Below are 24,435 nucleotides of genomic sequence, written 5' to 3' on the forward strand. Positions count from 1 at the left end.
ATAATTGTAGAAACTGTTCTAAATCCACCTACCCCAGCTACAGCTACATACTGGAGTTCCCATCTTTTTACTGTCAATTTTGATTTTGTTTTATACATAATAGGACGGTACTTTTTACGTCCACATTCACATATGGCTCTTTCACCGTCAGGGCCAAAATAATTTGAAAGATTATTATTAGCATATGAATCCCATTTTGGATCTGGATATCATCACTATCCCAGGGATTCGGATCTAGTGTCAGGAACACCCCATGCTTCGGCTGGTAGTAACGGGCAATCAGATAATAAAGCCCTGTCTCATGGTCATACTGATAACCCGCATACCGGTAATGGTTGTCTCTCACCCCTTCCACCTCTTAGCATTACCCCAGCTGTCGTATTCATAGCTGGCAACTTTCTGTCCGGACTGGTTGGTTAGTGCGATAACATCCCCGTGTGAATTGGTATGGAAATAATACTTTCCAGTGCCATTATTCACTGGAAGGAGCTGACCGCTTTCAGAATAGGTGTAAGAACGGACCATATTCCTATTGGTATCAGTTTCGTACAATACGTTCAGGCTGTCGCCGTCATAATGGCAATTGGTGATCTTCCCGTTGACATTCTTTTGAATCCACCTGCCATCCTCATCATACTTGTAGGTCGCAAAAGGGCTCGATTGGCCTTTCTTCGTTATTGATACAAGTTGATCGGCTGCGTTCCATCCATAGGCATATTCTCCATCAGAAACACGGATTCCGTTCAGGTCATAGTCAATGGATTCATTTCCGAATTTCTTTAGTTGGTTGGCTAAATTGTATTCAGCATTGCCTGTAGACTTCTGCCTGCTCCCGTAATTGTGACAGTTTCTCTGTTCCGATGGCTAAGTAAACAGATGTAAAAGCTACGACACCCTTGCCTTTAGTTTTTACCCTATTTCAATAAGTTCCTCTCGCTCTATTATTTTCACTTTATTGCTTTCTGCTAGTTTCTTTGCATTCTTAGTTAGAAAACTATTTGTAACACCCACCCTTCAATTGCTTTATAGTGATTATGCTTTAATCCCAACATTAGAATTGTATCTTTTTGCTTGAATTACTATTTTCTTACTATCCTTTTGTAGAATAAGATCTGCACCATAGTCTGCTGTTTTACTGGTCATCTGCACAGAATATCACATCGATTTATAAACTTGCGAAAGGTACCTTTCGAATTGTTCCCCAGTCATTTTATCAACTGCTAGGATTCCAGAATCTTTTAGTCGTTCATTCCTTTTACAATTAATTGCTCTTAAAATGAGTAAATATGTACATAGTATAAGTGCCCCTACAAATATGGATACACCTACTGCTATATAGCCAGAACCAGTAGATTGATAAATAGGATTCCAAACAAAGTAAAGAATACCTACTATTAATAATCCTTCCCAACTTACTTGCTCTTTCTTTTTTCGTCTTTTTGCCAATGTATTTTACCTCTATAATTATCATATTATTATTTTATTATTGCATTTTCCTAACATAAATAGTAATTTAGACATAATGTCCCTTTTAAAATAAAAAAGGCACATTAATCCTTCTGAATCAATGCACCAGTTTTAATTTTATTTGGAGAGTAATATCCGATTTTCTAGTTTCAGGGTACCTATTTAAAATATTTGCTACTCTAGTTGTTAAATGCTTATCGTCTCCCATCTGAACTGCTTTCCAAAGAGCATCTGCTTTTTTCTTTTTCTCTGCTTCCTTTTCTGGTCTTCCGGATTACTTTCTTCCTCCATTAATTCCTTTTCAATTTGTTCAAGAACATTCAATTCATCTTCTGACAATTAAATCCCCTCCTCAATGAGTCAATTTACAATATTCACCAAGTACTCACATTATTCCTTCTTAATGTCATAAAATGCTCCGAAATTTGCAAAAAAATTAATTCCTGTTCTTTTTCCCATTTCCAATAAATTTTTGCCCGATACTCCGATGATACACTTTAATCTTCTCTCTTAATCCCCTTAGTGGTTTCTATCAAATTTTTTAAAAAAGAGCTGCTTAATGCGGCTAAAGGGTTCTGTTTTGGAGGAGAAAACTATAAATAACACTGTGATTTACATATTAAATCTCAGCAAAAAAGGCAGCTATTTCGCTGCCTTGGTGCTTACCCCCATAAGTTAGAGTTTAAACGCAGTTGATTGGCTGGACTGAATTCTGTATTCGAAGGGACTCAATCCGGCCAGTTTTGCTTTTGAACGTTCATTGTTATACCAGTAAATATATTCTTCAATCCCTCATACGTTGAACCTTTTAGCTTGGATAAAAGTTCCTGCCAAAGGCCTATACTATAATAAAATTCTCATATTTCCCATTTAATCGAATAGCAACAGCCTCATGTAAGATATTATTCCTATTGAAATCTGGTACCTAACAATATAATAATGTCTAATTTGATGCAAATCTAATGATAAAAATTTTAAAATACTCATTTACTATTTTGAAATTTTCCGATTAAAAATATTTTGACCAGTAACCCATGCTAAAGCAGAAGCAAAAGAAATAACTAATGCTCGAATAATCCCACTAGAATTTATATCATTAGGTTTAAAAACTAATCCAAAAATAATTATTAGTATAAATATACTAAAAAAATTAATTAGAACTCTTCTTATATTTTGTTTCAAAGTTACTTCATCCCTTTACATATGGTTCCACTTTATTCTTAACCGTAATTTCTAAGTAATTGTTCTAAAACTTCCTATTCATGCCTGATAAAATCAGGATAACAGCTGTTTTGACTATTTACATTATATCACCAGGCGGGTATTCCAAATAGTAATAGGATTACTGCTTTTAAAACAAATTCCACAAACGTTTTTCATCTTTGAAAGTACCAAATTAAATCAGCACCTGATCTTGCCAATGGAGATGTAACCACCTCCTATGTCAGGTTATTGTGCCACAATGGGCAAAAGTGAGTACATGCCGGATCGGGGTTTGAAAAATCCAAAATTTAGGGCCACAATAAAATTGACTATATAGGAACAAAAGGTTACATTTCTGCAGGCATCTACTTTTTGGGGAAAGGGTTTGGGTAATATTTTCATTCCACAAATGGTCATTCCTGTTTTACAGGAACATACAACCAACCCCCTATTTCAACAATAACTCACAAGTCTTTACATTACGATATTTGGAAGGCTCAAGTTATATAATTCGTTTTCAACGTAAGTAGTGGAAACAAAATTTGTTTGATAAATTATGAGAATAAAGGTTTTATTTAGTGTGACCAAGCAATGCAAATGAAAGTTGGCTGGTAAAAATGAATATAAAATAACCCGCCTTTATCACGTATTCAGGGTTAGTATACTTAAGTTGACATTACTCAAAATCATCATATACTTAACAGTAATTAAAGAGTATAAATATAAGTACCCATCGCCTTACTATACATTCTTTCCTTTGAACTGGTGGGTTAGCACGTTCTAGTGTATTTGTACGGCAATGGGTATAAATGAAAATTTAGCACTAATAGTCTATTCTTTAGTAAGATTTAATAGCCATTATTGTACACTTAATAGTTAAGGTATCCGTTATTTCTACGTTTATCTCTTGAGTCCAATTGGTCAAAAAGTTTACCACCCGGATCCGCAGCCCACATTAACACATTAAATAAAACATTTGTAGCACCTGCTACATAACTAGCAATTGTGGCAGATACACCTTTAGCTAAAAGCTGTCTTTTCAGGCTATTCGAAAAAATAATCCTTGCTCTTGCAGCTGTATATTTTTTTGCTAAACTTCTTAAATAGAGAGATAGTCCCCCAAGTCCCCCGCCTATAATTGCAATTATTCCCCAGTTAATACCGTTAGCTACAAACCATTTAGCATTCCACCAGTGGTTTCCCCAAACTTGTTTTGAGTGAAGTCCATCAGGGTCAATGTTCATTAGGGGATTATTATTCGCATAGACATATGCATTCTGAGTTATAGGTTCATCTAATCTTCCTTTAAAAGGATCTCGTGATAAAAACCTTGCCGTCCCAGGGTCATAGTAACGTGCCTGCAAATAGTAAAGATTGGTCTCCCTATCATAATAGTAACCTGCATATCCAATAGATTGATTTTCAACCACAGCTTGCTCCGTTATTTGGAGGACATTCCCCCATGGGTCGTAGCTATAGCTCGCAACCTCGAGCCCCGCTTCATCAATGACTCTAACGACATCGCCCCTATAGTTAGTGATATAGAAAAACGTTTGGCCCTGTGAATTAGTGACAGTTTTCGGCTTCCCGTCAATCCATGTGAACGCCCAGACGGTATTATTGCCCTTATCGGTAATCCTAATCAGGTCACTGCCGTCATAATGGTAGGAATAGGTGACACCCCCTACCATCTTGGTCTTCCTCAGTCCGTCCGGGTGATAGGTGTAGCTGGCGATTGTGCCGCCGGCAAGGTCCTTCACCGAAACTAGCCGGCCTTCCTTGTCCCACTCGTATTGGTACTTGTCATCCTTCTTTATGTTTCCGGTGTAATCGTAGTCAAAGCCCTCGATTTCGTTTGCCGCATTGAAGGTCAGTGACTTTCCGTTCGGGTTAAGCAGGTTCCCTGCCGGGTCGTATTGATAGCTTACCGTCTTGCCGCTGCTTGTCCACGATTCCAGCCGGTTCGCGAAGTCGTAGGTGAACGACTTTATCTGGTTGCCTTCTGTATAAGCAGAAAGGTTTCCGTCTATATCATAAGCGTACTTCATATTTAATTCCGAAGTACCCAGAAGCTGTTGGGAGTCAAGCCGGCCCAGTTCGTCAAATGACTGATAAAGCCCTGTTGAAAGCTGGACCCCAGTTTTCATGAATCGTTCCTGGACAGACAGCCCTTTTTCACTGTAGTTCATCTGTATCCCGGCACCGGTTGAAGTGGTGAGGGAGGACAGACGCTGCTGGGTGTCATAGGTGAAGGAAGTAGTCATCGCCTTCCCGCTCCATGTTTCCGTAATCGCAGTCCTTAGCCCCTGCGCCGGTTTCGTCGTGTCATTTTCGTAGGTCGATCCGACTTCATAGCCACCCGGTTCAGCCGTAGAAGTCATCCGGTTGTTGTCATCGTACCCGAATTGATACTTTTGCCCATTGGATACGATGGAAGTCATGTTCCCTGCGCCGTCGTATCCATATGAATTGACAGGCCGTCCGTCCATCTTCATTTCCTCAAGCTGGTTCTTTGAGTTGTAAAAGAATTCCTGTCTGGAATGGACGGAGTCCGATTTTCCTTTTTCCACCGCTTTCAAATTGCCGTTGTTATGGTACTCATAGCGGATGAATTTTCCGAGTGGATCCGTTTCCCTTTCCAACTGATTGATAGCATTATAGGTAAAGGAAGTAACATTCCCCCTTGCGTCGGTCCTCTTCTCAAGGTTGCCCTGCCTGTCATACAGATATCTTGTTGTGATGTCGCTTTTCCCGGCTGGGGCGACTTGCGTGACTGAAGTAAGTCTGTTCAGGAAATCATATCCGAATGAGGTGCGGTTTCCTTTAGGGCTGCCGATTGCAGTCTGGTTGCCATTCGCATCATTGTCGAAGCTGGCAGTTTGGTTCAGGGCATTGGTTTCCGTCTTCACGAAATTGCCATCCGGTGTATAGCCTGTGGAAGAGCTAGAGGCTCTTTCCTCCAGTTTAATGTTATCAAAGAACACTGTTCCTGACTGGTTGTTGAAGTTCGCATAAAGCTTTACCTGCGAGAAATCCTTGGCCGCACGGAAGGTCTTCTTTGCGAACTGCCATTCGCCAGGCATGTTTCTGTCGAATGGGACTGTGAATTTGCCTTCTGTCCCGTCACTGTAAACAAAGGTTGCCTGAAGCGAGAAGTCTCCTGTCTGGTTTGGCGCAATTGCTTTTGCCCACCCAGAAATCGTTATAGGGTTGCCGCCTTTACCATTGGCCTGCACAAGCTGGCCGATATAGCGGCTTGTAGTTGCGGATCCAGTCAGCCTAGCCGATGCCGTTCCAGCCAATTTGTCCACCGTAGACTTTCCATCTCCTGTACCAAGTGCGTTAAGTGTCCACTTATCAAGCGTCGTTCCGCTTCCTGTCTCCATCCCTTCATTCTCGTTCGAGACATATTCCCCTGCATCCGCACTTCGGTAGAGCTGTATGCCATCGTAATAGGCTGAACCTGCCCCGTTGAAACTGAGAAGCACTTGGACATATGCAGTATTCTTCGGTGCTGTAAATGTATTGGTCACGGCGCTCCAGTCCTTCGTCCCCTTTAAGGCGTGTGTGGCGTAGGAAATGGCGTTCCCTGAAGCGTCCTTGATGAACTGGTCTGCGGAGTCCTTGAAATAAACGACGATTTGTGCCCCGATACCAGTCAGGTTCTCAGTCTTGATAAAGCCGGAAACTGTGAATGGCTCTTCAGACTGGATTACCGGTATCGCGATGTTCTGGAAATAGTAGCGATAGGATTCTGTTCCTGTCACCGTGATTTTCCCAGACCGGCTGCCGTATTTGTAAATTGTCGCCGCCGTGTATCCACCCCCTGCCCTCATGCCCCAATTTAGCGGAAGGGCGTTCGCATCATAGGCTTCGAAACTCCTGTTCGGAACCAAGTTCACTGCCGGTGATGTTGAAGTGGTTGATGAAAGAGTATTCCCATACTTGTCGTAGGTGAAAAAGTCCGTATTCCCCGCCTGGTCGGTCGAGAATATGAGGTTACTCTTGCCATCGAAATGGTTTTCAGTTATTTTGGTGCCATTGATAGCCGTATCCATTAAATTCGATTTGTCATCAAATTCATGATCCACCGTCGACTGGTCAGGATACGTCTGGTGGTCGACATTCCCTTTCGCATCATAGTTGGTGGTTGTTGTTGGGCCTGTGGCACTACCATCCTTTGATGGCTCAATTACTTTAACGATTTCGTTGTTCTTCCACTCATATTTGGTCGTGGAAGGATTGCCTCCTTCATAATCCTCGATGATCTCCACGACATTAGCTGTCCCGAGCTCGAGATTTCCATCGTTCCTGTAATAGGTCTTATGGCCATTGGCATCCTTGAATACCGTCTCATATGGGCCTGGGTATTGAAGTTCCGAATAGATATTCTCTGAGCGGGGATCAGTGATTTTTGTAACCCTGACCTCGCTGTCATAAGCAATCTGCCCTTTGTTGCCTCTTCCGTCCGTGACGGAAATTATCTGATGTCCTGTATCATATGCAAACGAAATCTTCTTTTGTTCAGTTCGGTTTGCCGCATAGGTGATGGAAGTCAGCCTGTGTACAGGGTTACTATATTCATAGTTTAGCCTGGTTTCTGTTCCTTTGAAGTCTGTAATTTTTTCAAGGAGCATTGTGCCAGAATTATAGGAAAGGTTAAGGTCCCTGCCAGTAGTCTCTGTGCCGTATCGCTCGCTTATTTTTGTGATCCGGCCAGACGTCCCGTCAAAAGTGTAAAGGACGGTATTGCCTTTTTCATCGACGATCTTTGTATTCCTGCCCAGGGAATCGAAATGATAGACGGTCTCATCCGGGTGCTTGATCGTGTAACCGCCGTTTGCAGTGCTGTTAAGTTCGAAATAGGTGCCTTCTGGTGCAGAATAGGCTGTCCCGGTGTCATGCTGTTGCTTGTTGAAATGGAAGCGGGTTCCATTGTCATCAATATATTCAATGATGGATTTGTCGACATTCGGGATGAGCTTTCTTGACGCATTGAGTATCCAGCGATATCCGAACGCATCGTCGTAGCCGCTCCTGCTGTTGTACACGAGTTTTAGGTTGAAGGCATCGGTCCTTCCCGGCAGGTTTAGGACAGGTATATCATAGACCATGTTTCCGTTCATGACATTCACGACCGCAGAACCTTCCCCATTGAACAAGTCCGGAGTATATTGCCAGTAATCGGTAATACCTAAAAGGATTCTAGGCCGGTATGTGATGACGAGTTTCGGCTTTCCGTAAGGCGACGAGTCGGTGCTGCTCCATTCTGCCGATCGGAACTTTTTCACGCCATTCGTTTCCTGTGTGTTCGCATACTTCAGAACGACTCCGTAATTTGGGAACGTGTTGTCATACCAGCCCTTGACGAGATCACTGACCGGGAAGTATTTATAACCTTTCCCCGTTCCCATTGTAATGGTTGCCGAGGCTGGCGAATGAAAGGACGGCTGGGTGGACCATTTGACTGCAAACACGTCCCATGGGCTTGTGACGCGGTAGAGGGATACCGGTGTGTCCTCACTGGATGAGTACTGATAAACGCCTAGGCTCGCCTGTGCAATCCTTGCATTCGGGATGTTCGGCAATTCCCACTTTGCATATGTCCTGGTTTTGCCCATTGCCCCGTCTGTCCCGACGGAAAGGTAATCAAGGATAGAATAATTCGTATTGCTGTTGGTGCTGGATACAAGGGTGTCCTGTGCCTGGAAGACATCAATCCACGGATCAATGACGACTGGATAAACGCGCTCCTTGCTTGTCAGATACGCTTCATCGGCCGAAACCGTCAACAGGAAACCATCATTGACAGGTTCGATCTCCTGAGAAACTGCCAGAGAGATTTCGGCTGCCTCTGTTGAATCATACATATACGGACGTTGGATAAGGAACAGGAATTCACCCGTCTTTTCATCCCTGAACTCGATGGAGCCCATTTCCGTCTTGAAAGCCTTCATCCCAGCTGCCTTCAAATGGAACTTGAAAACGTTCTTCCCCCGATAGGAATCAAGAATGATATTCTCCTTGACTTTTGACCCCTCAACCGAATAGTCGAAGGTCACTCCAGGGTAAATTCCCTTGTACTTGACTTTTTTTTCCTTTTCAATTACCGGGGCGATATCCTCGCCTTCTGTATGGACTTTTGGTGTTATCGGTTCATTGTCGATAGCTTCAACCTGTACCGAATGCCCGCCAATCTCGTAGTTAAATAGGGTTATATTCTATTTGTTCTTGGGTATCTTTGGAAACTTCACCTTGAAATTGTTTGCCCTGTTTTCATACTCACCCTGAAAATTTTCTTCAAGCGTGTTATTAATATCCTCCCATTTACCATTTTCCTTGTAATGAATGGGATCCAGGAAGACCTCGGATACATAGGATCCATCCTTGTTTTGAAAGACCTTTGCTTTCTCAGTGCGGAGCGAAGGAATTTCCTTTATATCAGTGGATTGAGTCTCATCATTAACCTTAGACTGAACATTAGGAGCTGAACCGGTCTCTTCTGCTGATACATGTATAGTCTGCCAAGGAATTGAAGTGAAAATAAGCAGGAAGGATAGAAAAACACTAATAAGTTTATAAATTCTAATCTTTGTTTGCATAAATGCTCTCCTCTTTAGTTTTTTCTTTTTCATAGAAGTCAAACTATCTTATTTTTGCGAGTCACCTCAAATCAGAACTTTGGTTTTTTTTCCATTCCAGTAGATTATAGTATCAATACATATAAATGGAAATGCGGAAAGAATTTCCATTTATAATACAGGGAATGAAAACTCTGTTTATCCTAGGTTTCACAAGCGTTTCAAATATTTGACAGTTTTGTTACACTGTTCATTAACAGTTATAATGCTTGCACCCTTTGGTTAAGCCACCGAGCTCTGGGACAATTTTTGAGGACTCATTTAAAACAAATTGCATTTATGATCTTTCATGAATGTTTAAGCTTTCGCCGAGAATATCTACAAGTACTTCTAATAGATTTTTATCACCAGTTCTTGCCTATTCTTTTTTCCGACATTAGCAATGCATACTGCATACCAGGTTCTTTCATTGAGTCAATTGCTTCGGGTGCTTTTTGTTAAAGCTTATTAAAAATGTGGCTACTACACGTTCTAACTGATGCAATAGAACATAATCATAAGACTATAACAATAAGAGGTTCTGAAGAAAACGAGGTTAAGTACTTCAAAAAAATTAACTCTTGCTGACGAAGTATTAAATGGAGAGTTAGACTTCGTGGACAATGAAGAAAGCTACCAAAAAATAAAATATTTGCCTGGAACGAATAAAGATAAAGGATCGAAGAAAACGGAAAAGTAATGGAATTAGAAACCAGGTATTCGGATACCTTCTCGTGATGGTCATAGTGTAACTTCCAAAAGTTCTTTTGCCTTTTGAGGTTTTAGGCGTTAATCCTTCTTAAACATAATTATGAAATAATAAAAAAACGTCCAATCCCCTATGTACCAAGGGTTAGACGTTTTTACAACCAATTTATTAAAAGTATTATACGAATAGTTAAACCCTCTTTTAACCTCCCCCATCCACTTCGCTCTATTTCTCTGCAAGCTTATTTCTCTTTTAAGGATTCTACCCTAATTTCCCCTCCCTTATTTTATTTGAAATTATCCATACTTTTTGTTTTAGACTGCAATCAACTAGACAAGGCAAACTTTATATATACTGCTTACATCATGTCCAAGTCCTTTCTATTCTACAAAGAAAAGTTAACATCGTTCTTGTCTTTGTTGTCCGGTTTTTAATTTTATATCATTTAACATAAATACCTGCAATAAGGCTTGCATTTTTAAAAACAGGTTTCATAAAAAAAGACATAGGTGTGGCAACCCATGTCTAATTATTGTTGAAAAAAATTTTAATTAACTACTTACCGTAAATGAAGTAGTATATTTTTCAATAAACTTTTGTGGGGTAAAGTCAAAATAATTAATCAATCGGTTAACTTGATTAAGATCTTGGATTGTATTCCCATTGGTTAATGCTTTTGCAAACTCAAAAATATGAGCTTTTAACAAGTTTAGTTTTTCCGTTGTAATTATTCTTATCATTTGATGCGGCGAGGATGCATGTTCAAAAATGTTACTTGGATGAACCAATATTGGAATTTGAATACATGAATTATCATATTCATTTGTAAACCAATTTATAGATCCGTTTAATTGATTACAGTCCTTTTTATTTATTTTTTCGGTAATTGCGCCATTTTTACATTCAATAACAAAGAAATTTAAATTTCCTACAGCCCAAAGGACATCAGGTCCTTTATTAAAATCAAATTCAGGTCTCTGAGCATTAAAACCAAGATAAAAAGCAAGGTCTTTCATTGCTTTCTCAAAAGCTGGGGCTGTTTCGGGTTGAAAAACCAGCTTTTCAACTATACTCTTTAAGCTTAGAATAAATTTATTTGGGTTATTAAAAACATCGTTATAAAAACCTTTTAAATTTTGTGCTTGACTATGAAATAGATTTGTAATTTTTTCATATTGAATTCCTTCTATTGGGCTAAGAATTTGGCGATTTAATTCTCTAGCCGAGGTTAAAATCTGTTGTGACTGTACTTTATCAAAGAAATAATAATATTCAGCCAAGTGTTGTTTTAATAAACCCTTTACTTTATTGTCACCCGTTGTATTTATTGCTTCTTGTATTAAGCTCGCTGATTTTTGGAATTGCCGGTTTAAAGCTTGGTTAAATGCTGCTCTTTCTTTTACAACTATTTCTGAAATACTATTATCAGGATTATATTTTACTTGTGCAAGAGCTCCTTTACTGGCTTTAACCCAATCTTTATCCCTTGTTAATGAATAATGGATTAAATCCGTAAGGTTGTCTAATTCAAAACCGTGAGCAATCACCTGTTTTGATAACTGTTGTGAGATGTGAAGTTGAGTATTTGTTGCCGGAGTAAATTTTCTAATGGCATCTTTTACATATAATTCATTAACTAATGAGTTGCCCATTAAGAAAACTACACAATAATCATCTCTAGACCTTACCCCCCTACCCATTCCTTGTTCAATCTTTTGAATTTTATTTTGTAAAACCATTTGACTTCCTTGTAATGCGCCCTCTTCAAATTTTTCAATTTTTCTTCGTACATCGGGTAATCCATCAATAATTAAAATTCTACATGCATTACCTGGTAAGTCTATTCCATCATATTTATTTACCAGGACCACTAGTCCAACGTGCTTGCTCTTAAGTTCTTCTACCCCTTCGTACAGTGAGTCTGAGCGTAGGATTCGATCAGCTATATCTTCCCAGTATTTTGCTCTATAATTTGAAGGAACAATGACTACAGTATTATATTGTGTAGAAATTTCCTTTATATAGTTTTTAAAGCTATCATTATCAATAGTGGAATTTAATTCTTGTGGGACTAATATCATTCTGTCTCCAATATCGTTAGAACTGTCGGGCGTAATGGAACTTTTTATTGCATCAGACGGAACATCAAAGTGAGATACTAAAATACTATCATCAGAGAGCGTAGCACTCATAAATACCCTTCTATTCGCTTCCATAAAACTCGGGAAAGCATCAATAATATTATATTTAGGTGAAATTTCTATAAAATCCGAACCAAAGACACAATTACATAATTCAAGATGTTCTTTGATTAATGGCCATACGAAAAAAAGTGATTCATAATCGCGATCCTTTTCCTTTTGTGTCAGAAAATGCTTATAATATTCAAATAGTAAACCACGTATTGCTGGTATATTGTCATTCCAGTGCCAATATGGAACAAGCATATTGGCATTTGGATCTCCATTTTCTAATTCTAATAGCTTAGTACTTGATTGACTATCCAATCCTTGCTTTAAAATATTTAACATTTTCGAAAATAGATCAGAAGTAACTGGAATTTTAAGAGTAAATTGTTCTTCTGTTGTATCTAAACATGCATGAACATCATCTATTACAATACTTCCAATCTCAATTTGTATTTCGCCTACTCCAAACTTTGAATGACCGTTGATAAGTTTATAAATACTAGTTATCAGGATGCAATTACCTCTTCTGAAATTTGGATCTTGGGGATTATCGGTCGTTTCAATTCCTAATTCGCGTGCTTCCCTTAATGCTTGTCTTACTAAATACGGATCTGGAAGTACATAAACTGCTGGACCTTTATTCTCGTTTAGACAGCTTTTTAATATAAGTAAAGCTACTACAGTTTTACCACTTCCGGTATTCATTTTAATTACTAAATTTTTATCGTCCTTATTTTTAAACCATTTATTCCAAACTTCAGTCTGTACATCTCTTGGATAAGCAAACTTTTCATCATTTTTTTCGGGCAGCGCAGAAAATATTTCTCTAGGATGTAATAAGGTATCAACAGAGTTATTACCTGAAAGTTTTTCAAAATCTATCTTCATTTGAATACCTCCTTTTTGGTATATTTTAGCACGATTCTTCAATATATTCTCTTTTTTGTAAAATATTGAATATATTTCATGAATAATGTTAATAATATATATTATTTTTTAGATGGTGATTATTTAGCATTTTCTCTAACTTTTAAGCTGGCAGGCATACAATTGTAAAAAAATATGTAATATGGTTGATTGAAGAAAAATAACCATTTTTTTAAAAGGCCATTCAACAGAAATATATAAGAATCTAAAGGAAAAACCCACTAGTAAAATTCTTAACTAGTGGGTAAGACTATTATTCGTATTTCTTTTCCGGGTTTCTATAGATTTTCGATGTAACTAATGAAATGTTAGTAACTTTCCCTCGTTTTTTAAAGGTACTACCTTCTTTGATTATTAACTCCTTATATTTTCTGGTTTCTTTTTGAAGAGGTAATGTTACAGGGTTGCTCATTAAGCTTTTAAAATTTCCAAGTTCTTTATTGGAAGGATTGTCTTGAGCATATAGGGATTTAAATATTTCTATATGGCCTTCGGGAGTATCAATAAGATGTATTTTTCCTCTTTCGGTTAATAATTCTAAAGTAACTCTTTTGAACCTGTTTGCAACTCTTACTGTCGGCAATGGGTAGACTAAAACTTGTTTATAATTTACTCTAAGTTCAAGTTCCTTTTTAATTTCTTTTTCTTTTATATCAAAATATGCATTACTTTCATTTTGACTCTTTGTTCCGGCTAATTGAACAAACCTTCTAATGCAATCAGACCCAACCTTAAGTTTTCTTTCTGTGTTTTGATTTTTAATTTGCCAATTTTCAACATAGTTTCTGTGATTGCAGAGTTCACAATTATCTACAAAATCTTCTGATTCTTTTGGAATGTAACTTTCTAACTCCCACTCTAGTTTAGCTTCCTCAAAAGTTTCATTTAAACTATTTGCTATTAAGGTTTTTTTAACTAAAGGGCCAGGAATTGTTGTTAATTCTAGTTGAGGCTTCTCTTGTAGAACAGACTTTTGATCAATCTGCCTCAAATAAAATACCTCCGTGTGTTTTTTTACTAACAACTTCATTTTACCAATTCATTGGTATACTAGCAATTAATTACGAACAAACGTTTTGAATATTCCTCAATAAGTTATTACCTACGTACCTAAATATAGAGGTATTCCAGTGTTAGGTTTGGATAAAAGAAGTCATTTATATTCTTATATGGTAGTTCACTAAGGAAATTAAATGATACTATCCTTTCTAGTCCTATAATTAAACAAAAAAGAAGAGCGATGCTAAAGCTCCCCTAGATTAATTCTTTTGCTTATTTAATTTTTCTAAGAGATCTTTCCAGTTAGAAGGAAAACCGATATGGGCAAAATCAATATCTTCCTCATATTCAGATATAAGGGCGTCTAAATCGGTAATAAATCTGATTCCTTCCGTTTTAGTTAACAAACGTTCTGTTAAGTAGATAGCAGCGTAAATATGTCGGTTGCTAAATTGTCTGGCATCCTCTTTAAATAGTCGCGGTTTAAAAGTGAGATGCTTATTATATAGGCGGCCATAGTGAGCACAAACATTACGGACATTCGATAAGGTTTGTAGCCAACTTTCCATATAAAGATAAGGGACGTTGTAATAAATTTTTGCTATGTGTTTTTTTAAATCCTCGTTTAAATTCCGATAAAACTTAGATAGAAATCCAAATGAAGTTACCTCGATGGCAGCCCATATAGGAAACACTCCGTCATACTTTTTAAAGTGGTGCTCTACAAATAACTCACCTTTACGGCTTTTTGATATTAATGAATCAAGTTCTATTAAAGAATCTTGATGAAATTTTTCGTTAAGAAAATTTTCTTTATCCCGGTACCCAATAGGACCTAGTTTATGGGCTAATTCATAGGATATATGTGTTCTAAACGCTATTTCAATAGTTTCCAAAGCTCCTAACAGCAATAACCGAAGTCTCCTGTCAAACTCATATAGGGACACCATTTTATTAAAAGAAGCTCCAGCTACATATTCATCCTTAATAAGACGATCTTTAAAAGAGAGGCCATAAGCAGATAAACGATAATAATTAACCCGCTGTAATATTTTTTCTGCGTAGTCTGAATCTTCGATATGGAGCTTTCTACTTTCAAACAACTTTACTTGTTCTTTAAACGTAGTAGGTGGTTTGATTTTAGGTTTATCTTTATCCAGAGCCAATTTTCATTATCTCCTTGAATAAAAAAATGACCCACCTTGGTCCGCATTGTTAAGAGGCGTGGTGGGTTCTGTTACTATAATATTATTTGAAATAACCACAAAAGTCAACGAAATGGCTATTATTGTGATTATTTGATTTTCCCAAGTTTTATATATACTTTTTCCTTCCTGCCTCTAAATGCTTGCTAATGGATTTAACAATAGGATAGGTCTAATTTCTACAATCATCCTAAAGTATAGTAAATGCTTATAATTTTAACCAATCCCTATTTCCTTTTAATCCCTATTGGTTTTTGTTACTTAGCTATTTTTCTCTAATTATTCCTGACCATCTTTTTGTTAAAAATGTAGTGCCTTCGAATAACCAGGATCAACCGGCACAACTACATTCGTAAGAGATGATACAGGAAAAGAGATGGATATTTCTTCAGCCGCTGGAAAGCTTTATCCTGTTTGATTTTAGATTTATCTTCATCGATAGCCAATTTTCATTATCCTTGAATAAAACAAAATGCCCCAACTTGGTACGCATTGTCAAGAGGCGTGGTGGGTTCTGTTACAATTATTTTAGTTTAATTAACCAATAAGAGTCAATGGAATGGCTTTATGCATCATTTCGTTTTCCCCAATCTTCCTAAGTAAGGTATTTGAACAATTTGTCTTACGAGATAAAAAAATTACTTTGAATAGTAAATTTAATTTCCAAGGAGAGATTACAGTGGCTTCAGAACATGGAGGAGACAAATTAAGAAAGTTACGGAAAGAATTGAAGCTAACCCAAGTCCAGGTGGCTAGGATAATTGGAATAAGTTCGATTAGAATCCGTAGGCTTGAGAAAGGCTTCCGTGGAAATCTTGATCGGATAGCAATACACCGGCTAGCCAATTTTTATGATATTGATGAAGTGGAATTATTAATTGAACTACTATCAAAACATGATGAGCCAGATTAAGAACCACGAACGCCGCTAAATCTATGGGAAAATTTTGCTTTTCCGATTAATCTCGGTTTTGCCTGGTTCATACAACAAATAAAAAACGCATAATACTTGCATCTATTACATGATTATAGTGTAACTACCAAAAGGACTTTTGCCTTTTTAGGTATTTAAATCTTATAATAAGTGTTAATCCTTCTTAAACTTAATTATGAAATAATAAAAAAACGTCCAATCCCATATGTACCAATGGTTTAGACGTTTTTACAACCAATTTATTAAAGCGTTAATTAGTATTATACGAATAATACAGGGGAAACTCTTCAGCTATTCCTATCTGTAATTCAGATTAATTTTTGATTTGCCGGGGTTTATAGAGAATAAACGAATAATTAAAATTAGACTCTCTTTAGAATCACCAACTTTAATAAAAATACAAAAAACAGCTTTAAGGGTATCAAATAAGATACAAAAAATGTATCTGTATCATCAACTCAAAAAGCTGCTTTATTATTCAATATGTTAATAATTATGGTAAAGTAAAATTGACAGAAGCAAAAAGATTGTAGATTAATATTAACTATTTTCTTTTTGAGAAATAATACCTTCCTCTAACTCACCAATAAACCAAATCTCATTTTCAAAGTATCCATCTTCATCATCAATAATTTCTTTAACTCCTCTTATTTTAATGTCTTTTGGAATATCTACTCCCAATTCTCTAATCAGATTTCTATTATTAGATAAAGGGGTCCAATTATAATATTTATTATCTCTTTGAAAAAACTCCTTGTAATAAGATTCTCCCTTAAATATAATAATTTGGGAGTTCCATAAACTCGGTAGTTGTATTGCCGCAATAACTCTTAAAAAATCATTAGAATGCGGTTTTTTTTCAATTAAATGAATTGTACGATCTATTAATGTTTGAACACAAAGTCTTTTTATTCCTAAAGGTAGTTTACTTGAATTAATAAAAGCTTGGCTAACTGGTAAATGTAAACACCAGTGATTATTATTATAAAATTCAGTTGGAAACTCTTCGGTTAAATGAATGATTTGGTCAATCATATTTTTTGTCTTTCTTTTTTGTCCTCTAATTTTTTTTTTCATACTTTCTCCTTTATATTGTAAATTTCTCCGTTATATTTAGATAACAAAAATTAAACTTTTTGGGTTCCATAGTAACTCTTTTTTTGCATTGAAAATTATTTATTTTTGTATTTAAGGACTCTTCCTCTAGAATGTAAAATATTCACTTATAGTTCCAGGAGGCAACAATTAAGTGTATTATTATTAATCCTGAAGAGTACGACTTTTCACGGGTGGTTTATACATTTTTCCTGTTTTTGGATCCATTGAACCCAAATGAACTCTATTTTTATTAAAAACCTCAATATCATTATGCCTATTATCCCAAGAGTAGTATTTTTTATTTTTCCCTTTGCCGCTCGTTTTATAATTTCGTCCTTTTACAGGCGTTAATTTCCTCCAGATAGGACTTTGCTGTTTCGTCACGTTTGTGACTCTACCAGAACCACCTCTTCCACCACTACTGTTACTCCCTCCAATATCTATTCTTGTACTAGGTCTGTTTGGAGCTTTCCCAGTAGTATCAACTAATGTTATAGGGTTACTTTCAGCATAACTATAACCATTCTGTGAAAGGGAATTATTCTTATCGCCAGGGTAAGGATCCTTTGAAAGGAAGTTTCCATTTAGCGGGTCATAGTATCGCGCTTTCAGGTAGTACTGTTTAGTCTCCTGGTCGTAATAGTAACTTGCATAACGGATAGGATTTTCCTTTGCAATTGTTCCAGTTTCACTCAATATATTCCCGTAAGCATCGTACGAATATGATCCTATTTCAGAACCCATAGTATTAACGATGGATGTCACATCCCCACGGAGGTTCGTCCAGAAGTAATAAGTTTTGGTCTGCCAGTTCCCTGCCTGGTCCTTATCCTTTATCACCATTCCGACAGCTTTTCCGCTCTCATCCCAGTGGTAATGCCGGTATCTTTGAACCTGGCCATTTTCTTTCGTGACCTCGAGTGACAGGTTGGCATCCTCTCCCTCGTAATAGTATTCATACGTTTTGGTACCGACAATTTTCTTCGTCCGGAGCCCTTCCTCATCGTACTCGTATTTGGCGACCTCGGTATTATTCAGAGAAGTGGTCCTCTTTTGGACACCCACATCATTGTACTCGTATTTGAATCTGTCATCCTGCTTAAGATTCCCATCCAAATCATAGGAGAAGTTTGTTCCGTTTTTTGTGATTATTTGGTTGCCATCATTGTACGTTAAGGTAGTTGCTTCTCCATTATGAACAGTTTTCAGCCTATTACCAACCTTATCATATTGGTATTCGTTCAAGGTGCCATCCGGCAGGGTTTCCGTCCGCAATTGGTTGTTGGCATCATAGGTGTAGATGCTCTTCCCACTCCTGTCCGTAACCTTCAGGATATTTCCGGACTTGTCATATTCATAAGAAATGGAAAGCGATGGTGTCGTATCCATTCCTCTCAGGTACTGGATGGAGGTTAGATTGTTGCTTGGATCATAGGTATATGCGCTCCTGAACAGACCGTTATGGAAACTGACATCTGCTTTGTTTTGCTTCAAGTCATACGAATTATGCATGCGGATAAACGGATTCGAAGTCGGGCCTACAGTAACCCCTTCCACTTTTCCTTCGGGGGTGTAGGTCCTGCTTTGGTACAGCATGAAAGCCTGTACTGTATCATTGTAGGTAAGTGTTCCATTTTTCAACCGATCCATCTCGTCATAACCGTAGGTGGTGGAGTAATTCGGTCCTTGTGTATATTTCTCTACCAGGTTGTTTGTTGTATAACTATAAGTCTTTTGTACTAATATGGTATTGGTTAATAGATCTTTAAAGCTCCTGTTCAACAGCTGTCCAGCGTTGTCATAGGTATTCACCCAATGAAGCGTGGCTTGCCCTGCGCTGTTTTTGACCGTGACATTGGCTACCTGGTCTACTTCATCATACACAACATTTTTACTGATTCCCGACTGAAGCTGGGTCTTTTGTAGGTTCCCGTTTATATCATAGACTTTCAATGTTTTTATTGATTGGGTGCTGCTTATCGGGAATAAGGATTCCACCAACTGGTCGTTTCCATCGTATTTATAAGACTTCACCTTTCCATTGGGATTTGTAAGGGAGGTCATGTTCCCGTTGGCATCATAGACGTATGAGGTCTTGTTGCCATTCCCGTCTGTCACAGAGGTTTTTAAATCAGGATTCAATAAATCGAACGTATAGCTGGTCGTCCGACCTTCCCCATCCGATTCGCTGATCACCTGTCCGTAATCGTTGTAAACAGTTCTTGTCGTGACCCCTTTTGTGTCCGTTTTGGTGATCATTTTATTTGCCTCGTCATAGCTGGTCATTGTATAGGTGTTATTTGGATAGGTGACCTTCGTTTCGCGTCCATATGAGTCAGATTCATATTTTGTGATTTCCTGTCCAGTCTGGCTGCTAATCAGCTTGTAGTCATTATAGACATTAACCGTCTTGACTCCATTAGGGTCCATCCTTTCGATGACCTGGTTTTTGTCGTCATATGCATACGAGGTGATTTTCCCCTCTTTATCAGTAGCTTTAATCAAATTGCCATTCTGGTCAAATTGATTGGTTTCCGTCTTACCGTTTTCATCCGTAACTGTCAGGACGTTGTAGTTAGCATCATAGGTTGTCTTGCTTGTGGTTCCATCCTGGTTAATCACATCGGTCACCGCAAAGGTGTTTTTGGCTGAATCCCTTTTATAGGTAGTCGTTTTCCCCTGGGTGTCGCTAACTTTATAGGAGTTCGCCGATATATCGAACGTATAGGTAGTTTCAATTGAATCCTTCCCGTCCGCCTGCGGTGTCAGGATGGACAGCCGGTTATTTTCATAACTGAATGTATTGGTATTGCCCTTCCCATCTGTAAAGGCAGTCATGTATCCGTACACACTATCATAGTCGTAGGAATTTGTTATGGTCTTGGCCGTTCCACTTGCTTTGACAATAGTAGCAATCAGCTGTTTCTTTTTATTATATTCATACTCCACCCAGCGGTCCTTGAAGATGGTTTTGGTTAACATACCTTCCAAATTATACGTTAAGGTTATGCTATTTCTTATGGTTCCTGAAGAATCCACTTCAGAAATTTCTCTTAGTCTGGTGCTTAAATTTGTATAACGAAATAGGATTAAATTATTATAAGGATCCTGATATGAATATAAACGGTACCTAGTAGAACTCAATGGAACTTCTTCAAAAAACTTAATATTACCGTGCCCATCAGTTAGTGAAAAGCCTTTAGTTCCATTTACCGTTTCTTTTTTTAAGATAAAGTATTTTCCCTTAGGAGAAATAAAGCTGGCTGTTGTCGGATTAAATAAAAACTCATGCGCTGTGCCATCTTCGTCTAAGTAATAAATGTCCTGCAACTCTGTCGATTTTTTATGAAGAGATTCGTTCCCTTGAAACGTCCAACCCTTACCTAATGCAGATGATTGAGTGGATTTTGAATTGTAAAATCTAGTTAAACTAAAACCCTGCTTTCCTCTAGTAAATAAAGAATGATCAGTTACTTGAAGATTCATATTACCTGTAGTCACATTTACAGATCCTGTTAAATTCCCCATGGAATGAGTGTGGTATGTGAAGTAATCCTCGATACCCGAAATTAAATCGTCTGAAGAAACACTCGGATTGACATGTTCGCCAGTTCCCGGTGGAAGAGTGCATCCGCCGGGATCAGGATCTATTGGATCTGTTTTATTAATGGTTTGCGTACAAGTAAGAGCAGCTGTATAACCTGGTTCTAGTAATGGGATCAATAAGGTTATAGCACAAAACACAATAAAGCTTTTAAAGACTAGACTATTAGTAACCCTTTTTTTGAACTTTGACATTAAATAAATTCCCATGAAACATTCACCCACCTTTTTAAAATAAATGCAAAAATAAGTGTTGTGCGTTTACCATTTACCTCCTTGATTGGTTTATAATAGTACTTCTTCCTGTTGTCCATAAATCCTTTTTGATCTAAAAAAATTGTGCGAAATATACAGAGGAATCTAGCAGTATAAGGAATTAACATAGAGGAAGATGCCAAAACGCATATATGAGATTAAGTTTATTCCTCATTCCCGTTTTTGACGATTTATTTTGCCGGGGAGTTCGGGAAAAAAAGGCGAGGCTGCTGCTTCTCGCAGGTTTTTTCAGTAGCCGCCAACTTGCTGGGCGGTTATTGTGCGGACCGGTTTGGACGGAAACGGATGATGGTCTTATCTGCAGCCGGACAAGGACTGTCGTTTTTCATCCTCGGAATCGCTCAGTAACCTTGGCTCGACTCGCCTGTGCTTGGTTTTGCCTGTTTCACGCTTGCGGGCGTATTCGGTTCATTTATTTGGCCTGCAAGCCAGGCGATGGTTGCCGACCTCGTGCCTGAAAAAGACCGAAGCGATGTTTTCGCCGTCTTTTATACATCGATTAATATTTCCGTTATTGTCGGACCGATTCTTGGGGCTATTATCCGTTCGAGGTTTGGATTGTATCAGGGTTTATCGGCCTGCTGCTCTCTTTCATTCTCGCAAAATGGACACGGGAGACGCTCCCGGTACAAATGTCAATATCGACAGGCTCGGGCAGCAAATGGTATCATGCCTTGAAAAGTCACTTCAACGATTATGGCGTCATTATAATTCCTAAGCCAAAGCCTAAAAAGCCCACACATTAAAGGAACTTTTAAAATTTCCCATAAATTCATTAACATATTATCCCTCACCTCCTAAAATAGATTCTTTTTTTGCGGTTAGACAACAAAAAAAGCGCCCTGGGGTGAACTTTGTTTATACTAAGCATTCTCTAATACAAAATTAGTAGAAACCTAGTATGAAAAGTTCGCCCAAAGGCGCCAATGTTTATTGAATAACCCGCTAACCTTAGTTAAGGTTGCATAGAAAAAAGAAATTAAGAAAAAATATACTTTAATTATAATATACATTTCCTTAATTTTAATTATATTCCATGCTATTTATAGCAATTACTCTCTTTACTCGGTTATTAAACTTTTCCTTCCAGTAGCCCTTTGTCATATCTGCAATAGCGACACCGGTTGAACTCTGAGATCCTATGAATTTACCATCTCCAATATAAATTCCTACATGGCCATCCTTTTTATAGGTATCAAAAAATACTAGATCACCCGGCTGCAGGTCATTTACATTGGTCGTCTCCCCTAGATTCTTTAGAGTTTCGGTACTGACAGAAGTGAGTTCACCTAATTTTACTCCTACTTCCGAATAGGCCCAATGAACAAAGCTAGAGCAATCAAACCTTCCAAGGTTAATGTCTGTATGGTTCCTACCGCCGCCAAATACATATACTGAATTATTAATCCAACGATTTCCTACAGTAACCACATTTTTTGCAGAGCCGGCAAACATTTCAATAGGTCCATCTGAGCCTGTGCCATTTTTATAGGTCTCCGCATAAGCAATCACTTTATTTACATACCAATCAGCATGGTTATAATGCCAAATTGCCTTTCTATGATCCTTGGAGAACCCATGAGCAGAAAGGTACTTAGCCGCGGCCGCAATGCTGTCAGCAAGGCTCCAGGGGTCTGCTATGCCGTCCAGGTCTGCGTCTACTCCATATCCTTTCCCAGCCTTAATTACATGCAAGTCAGTAATATCTAAATCGAAGGCTACTAAGCCGCCTACCGTTTCATATTTGCTCCCAACCCAGGTACTTGGCATAAACTGCATATGACCGACAGCTCCAACGGAAGAAACCATTTTTGAATGAGTGGAAAAGTTAGTCTCGATCTTATGAATTGCGGCTAAATAATACCAAGGGACTCCATACTCCATTTCGGCTTTAATATAATGTTTCATAAACTGATCCGGAACCTTACCAGGTACAATCGTTTCCACCATATCATTAAAATAATGAGGAATTGTATCTGGTTTTAATTTTAGTGTCCCCTCTTTACTAGCTTTTTCATATTCGATGGCTTTTTCAATTGCAGACTTTTGGTTAGTGAGCATTTCGGTTTCCTCAATTAAGGAGTCTTTCTGTTCGGCTGCCTCCGCTTCCTTATTTTCCAACTCTTTTAGTAGAGAAGATTTTTGGCTGAGTTGGTCCGATAAGTGTTCTTCCATACCTACTAAATCTAACTGAACCGTTTTTGCTTGCTTTTGGAGGTCAATTAACCGCTCTTCTTCGGCTAATAGTGTTCCTAACTCCTGTGCCTGGGCTAATAAGTTAAATGACAGCTTGTATGAGCTTTCCGGTTCTTTTGGTAACACACGAAGATCCGCAAATTCAATTAGGCTATTTGTTTTTATTCCTAATTTTTCTTTTTGATGATTAATGGACTGGCTAAGTACTTGTATTTCTTCCATTAAAATTTTGAATGAAGCTTCGGTTTCACGCAAAACGACCTCGTTATCTTGAATAGCATTTTTTAATTTTTCTATGTGTCCTTTCAGTATCAACTTTTCATTTTGCAGCTGATTAATTTTGTTATCCATTTTATTGATTTGAAGTTCAATGTGCTTTTTTTGTTGTTCTATTTTCTCGGTTGCTTTGTTTGTTTCAGCTTCAGCTGGTGTAGCACTAGTAATTCCTGTGCCAACTAACGAAACGGCTAATGTTAATTTAGCTATCTTCATTTGCAATCCCCCTAACTTTTCAAGTGACACTATAAGTCTCCTTTCTCTAAGGCAAATAAATAATCAGACCTAATACAAAAAAACAGGAAATGATAAAAAAGAAAATCGTAATTAATGTATGAAGGTATTTATTTTCCATATTAGTAACCCTGCTACTATGCAATCACATAGTTTTTATGGCCAACGACAGTCCTGTTTGTTTCATAATCTAAAAGATTCTTTGTTTCCTCTGGAATTTGTACCAGGACGCTGTTTTCATTCACTTTAAAAACTACTCCCTTATGAATCTCTCCTTTTCTCATAAACTGTATGGTTTCTCCCATCTTAGCTTTTCGATTTCTAGCCAATTTTTTGCCTCCGTTTCAAAAATAAAAAGAGCCCCACAAATACAGAGTGATGATTTCACTCTACACTGTGGGGCTCTCCCATTCCGGTAAATTTGATTATATATATTCTAACATATTATAGAAAAAAGTAGAGGAAATAAAAATAAAACTCTGTAATTTAAATGGTTAGA

General features: G+C 37.8%; 17 protein-coding genes and 2 pseudogenes. 3 read left to right on the plus strand and 16 right to left on the minus strand.

Annotated features, from left to right (window positions below; all coding sequences use genetic code 11):
- Positions 1–73 precede the first annotated feature (73 nt).
- The 12 genes and pseudogenes from D1B31_RS25140 to D1B31_RS18225 all read right to left on the minus strand — a co-directional run bounded on the left by D1B31_RS25140 (position 74) and on the right by D1B31_RS18225 (position 15,280).
- Positions 74–346 carry an RHS repeat-associated core domain-containing protein gene (locus D1B31_RS25140; RefSeq protein ID WP_338036493.1) on the minus strand — a complete coding sequence of 91 codons (273 nt, stop codon included), beginning with the start codon at positions 344–346 and terminating at the stop codon, positions 74–76.
- Positions 343–780, minus strand: a pseudogene (locus D1B31_RS25290) (hypothetical protein); the annotation flags it as partial. The pseudogene D1B31_RS25290 and the gene D1B31_RS25140, both read right to left, overlap by 4 nt.
- Positions 781–909: 129 nt before the next feature.
- A pseudogene (locus D1B31_RS25210) lies at positions 910–1,143 on the minus strand (restriction endonuclease).
- A gap of 12 nt (positions 1,144–1,155) precedes the next feature.
- A complete protein-coding gene (locus tag D1B31_RS18195) occupies positions 1,156–1,446 on the minus strand; it encodes a hypothetical protein (protein WP_118923080.1) in 291 nt (96 codons plus the stop codon).
- A gap of 207 nt (positions 1,447–1,653) precedes the next feature.
- On the minus strand, positions 1,654–1,806 hold the full coding sequence (locus D1B31_RS24400; protein ID WP_158587595.1) for a hypothetical protein: 153 nt from the start codon (positions 1,804–1,806) through the stop codon (positions 1,654–1,656).
- A 336-nt stretch (positions 1,807–2,142) separates the two neighbouring features.
- Entirely contained in the window at positions 2,143–2,256 is a 114-nt protein-coding gene (locus tag D1B31_RS18200; protein ID WP_118923226.1) for an IS3 family transposase, read from the minus strand.
- Between the two features lie 201 nt (positions 2,257–2,457).
- Entirely contained in the window at positions 2,458–2,649 is a 192-nt protein-coding gene (locus D1B31_RS23905; protein WP_142922602.1) for a hypothetical protein, read from the minus strand.
- A gap of 890 nt (positions 2,650–3,539) precedes the next feature.
- Entirely contained in the window at positions 3,540–8,732 is a 5,193-nt protein-coding gene (locus tag D1B31_RS18205) for a DNRLRE domain-containing protein (protein WP_118923082.1), read from the minus strand.
- 159 nt (positions 8,733–8,891) lie between these two features.
- Positions 8,892–9,305 carry a hypothetical protein gene (locus D1B31_RS18210; protein ID WP_158587596.1) on the minus strand — a complete coding sequence of 138 codons (414 nt, stop codon included), beginning with the start codon at positions 9,303–9,305 and terminating at the stop codon, positions 8,892–8,894.
- 1,245 nt (positions 9,306–10,550) lie between these two features.
- Complete coding sequence (locus D1B31_RS18215) at positions 10,551–13,076, minus strand: DEAD/DEAH box helicase family protein (protein WP_118923086.1); 2,526 nt, start codon at positions 13,074–13,076, stop codon at positions 10,551–10,553.
- Between the two features lie 292 nt (positions 13,077–13,368).
- Entirely contained in the window at positions 13,369–14,106 is a 738-nt protein-coding gene (locus tag D1B31_RS18220; protein ID WP_118923088.1) for a hypothetical protein, read from the minus strand.
- 268 nt (positions 14,107–14,374) lie between these two features.
- The gene (locus tag D1B31_RS18225; protein ID WP_118923090.1) at positions 14,375–15,280 is read right to left on the minus strand and encodes an Abi family protein; all 906 of its coding nucleotides are present in this window, start codon (positions 15,278–15,280) and stop codon (positions 14,375–14,377) included.
- Positions 15,281–15,998: 718 nt separating this feature from the next.
- Between D1B31_RS18225 and D1B31_RS18230 the strand changes: the two genes are divergently transcribed.
- Positions 15,999–16,232 (plus strand): helix-turn-helix domain-containing protein, encoded by a 234-nt coding sequence (locus D1B31_RS18230; RefSeq protein WP_158587597.1) that lies wholly within the window; start codon positions 15,999–16,001, stop codon positions 16,230–16,232.
- 561 nt (positions 16,233–16,793) lie between these two features.
- Here D1B31_RS18230 and D1B31_RS18235 read toward each other — a convergent pair.
- A complete protein-coding gene (locus tag D1B31_RS18235) occupies positions 16,794–17,330 on the minus strand; it encodes a DUF3916 domain-containing protein (RefSeq protein WP_240035332.1) in 537 nt (178 codons plus the stop codon).
- 183 nt (positions 17,331–17,513) lie between these two features.
- Positions 17,514–21,074, minus strand: coding sequence for an RHS repeat-associated core domain-containing protein (locus tag D1B31_RS18240; RefSeq protein WP_158587598.1), 3,561 nt, complete (start codon positions 21,072–21,074; stop codon positions 17,514–17,516).
- Positions 21,075–21,392: 318 nt separating this feature from the next.
- Here D1B31_RS18240 and D1B31_RS25215 point away from each other — a divergent pair, with 318 nt between their 5' ends.
- A complete protein-coding gene (locus D1B31_RS25215) occupies positions 21,393–21,578 on the plus strand; it encodes a hypothetical protein (protein WP_420846123.1) in 186 nt (61 codons plus the stop codon).
- 18 nt (positions 21,579–21,596) lie between these two features.
- Complete coding sequence (locus tag D1B31_RS25220; RefSeq protein WP_420846124.1) at positions 21,597–21,908, plus strand: MFS transporter; 312 nt, start codon at positions 21,597–21,599, stop codon at positions 21,906–21,908.
- Positions 21,909–22,253: 345 nt separating this feature from the next.
- Here the strand turns inward: D1B31_RS25220 and D1B31_RS18250 are convergent, their stop codons facing one another.
- Together D1B31_RS18250 and D1B31_RS18255 are read right to left on the minus strand one after the other, a co-directional pair.
- Positions 22,254–23,918 (minus strand): NlpC/P60 family protein, encoded by a 1,665-nt coding sequence (locus tag D1B31_RS18250; protein WP_192894800.1) that lies wholly within the window; start codon positions 23,916–23,918, stop codon positions 22,254–22,256.
- 155 nt (positions 23,919–24,073) lie between these two features.
- Positions 24,074–24,265: a DUF2187 family protein gene (locus tag D1B31_RS18255; RefSeq protein WP_118923096.1), complete on the minus strand. Its 192-nt coding sequence runs from the start codon at positions 24,263–24,265 to the stop codon at positions 24,074–24,076.
- Between the last annotated feature and the right edge of the window lie 170 nt (positions 24,266–24,435).

Origin of the sequence: Neobacillus notoginsengisoli, assembly GCF_003515685.1 — a bacterium.
In the GTDB taxonomy this organism is placed as follows: Bacteria; Bacillota; Bacilli; order Bacillales; family Cytobacillaceae; genus Bacillus_D; species Bacillus_D notoginsengisoli.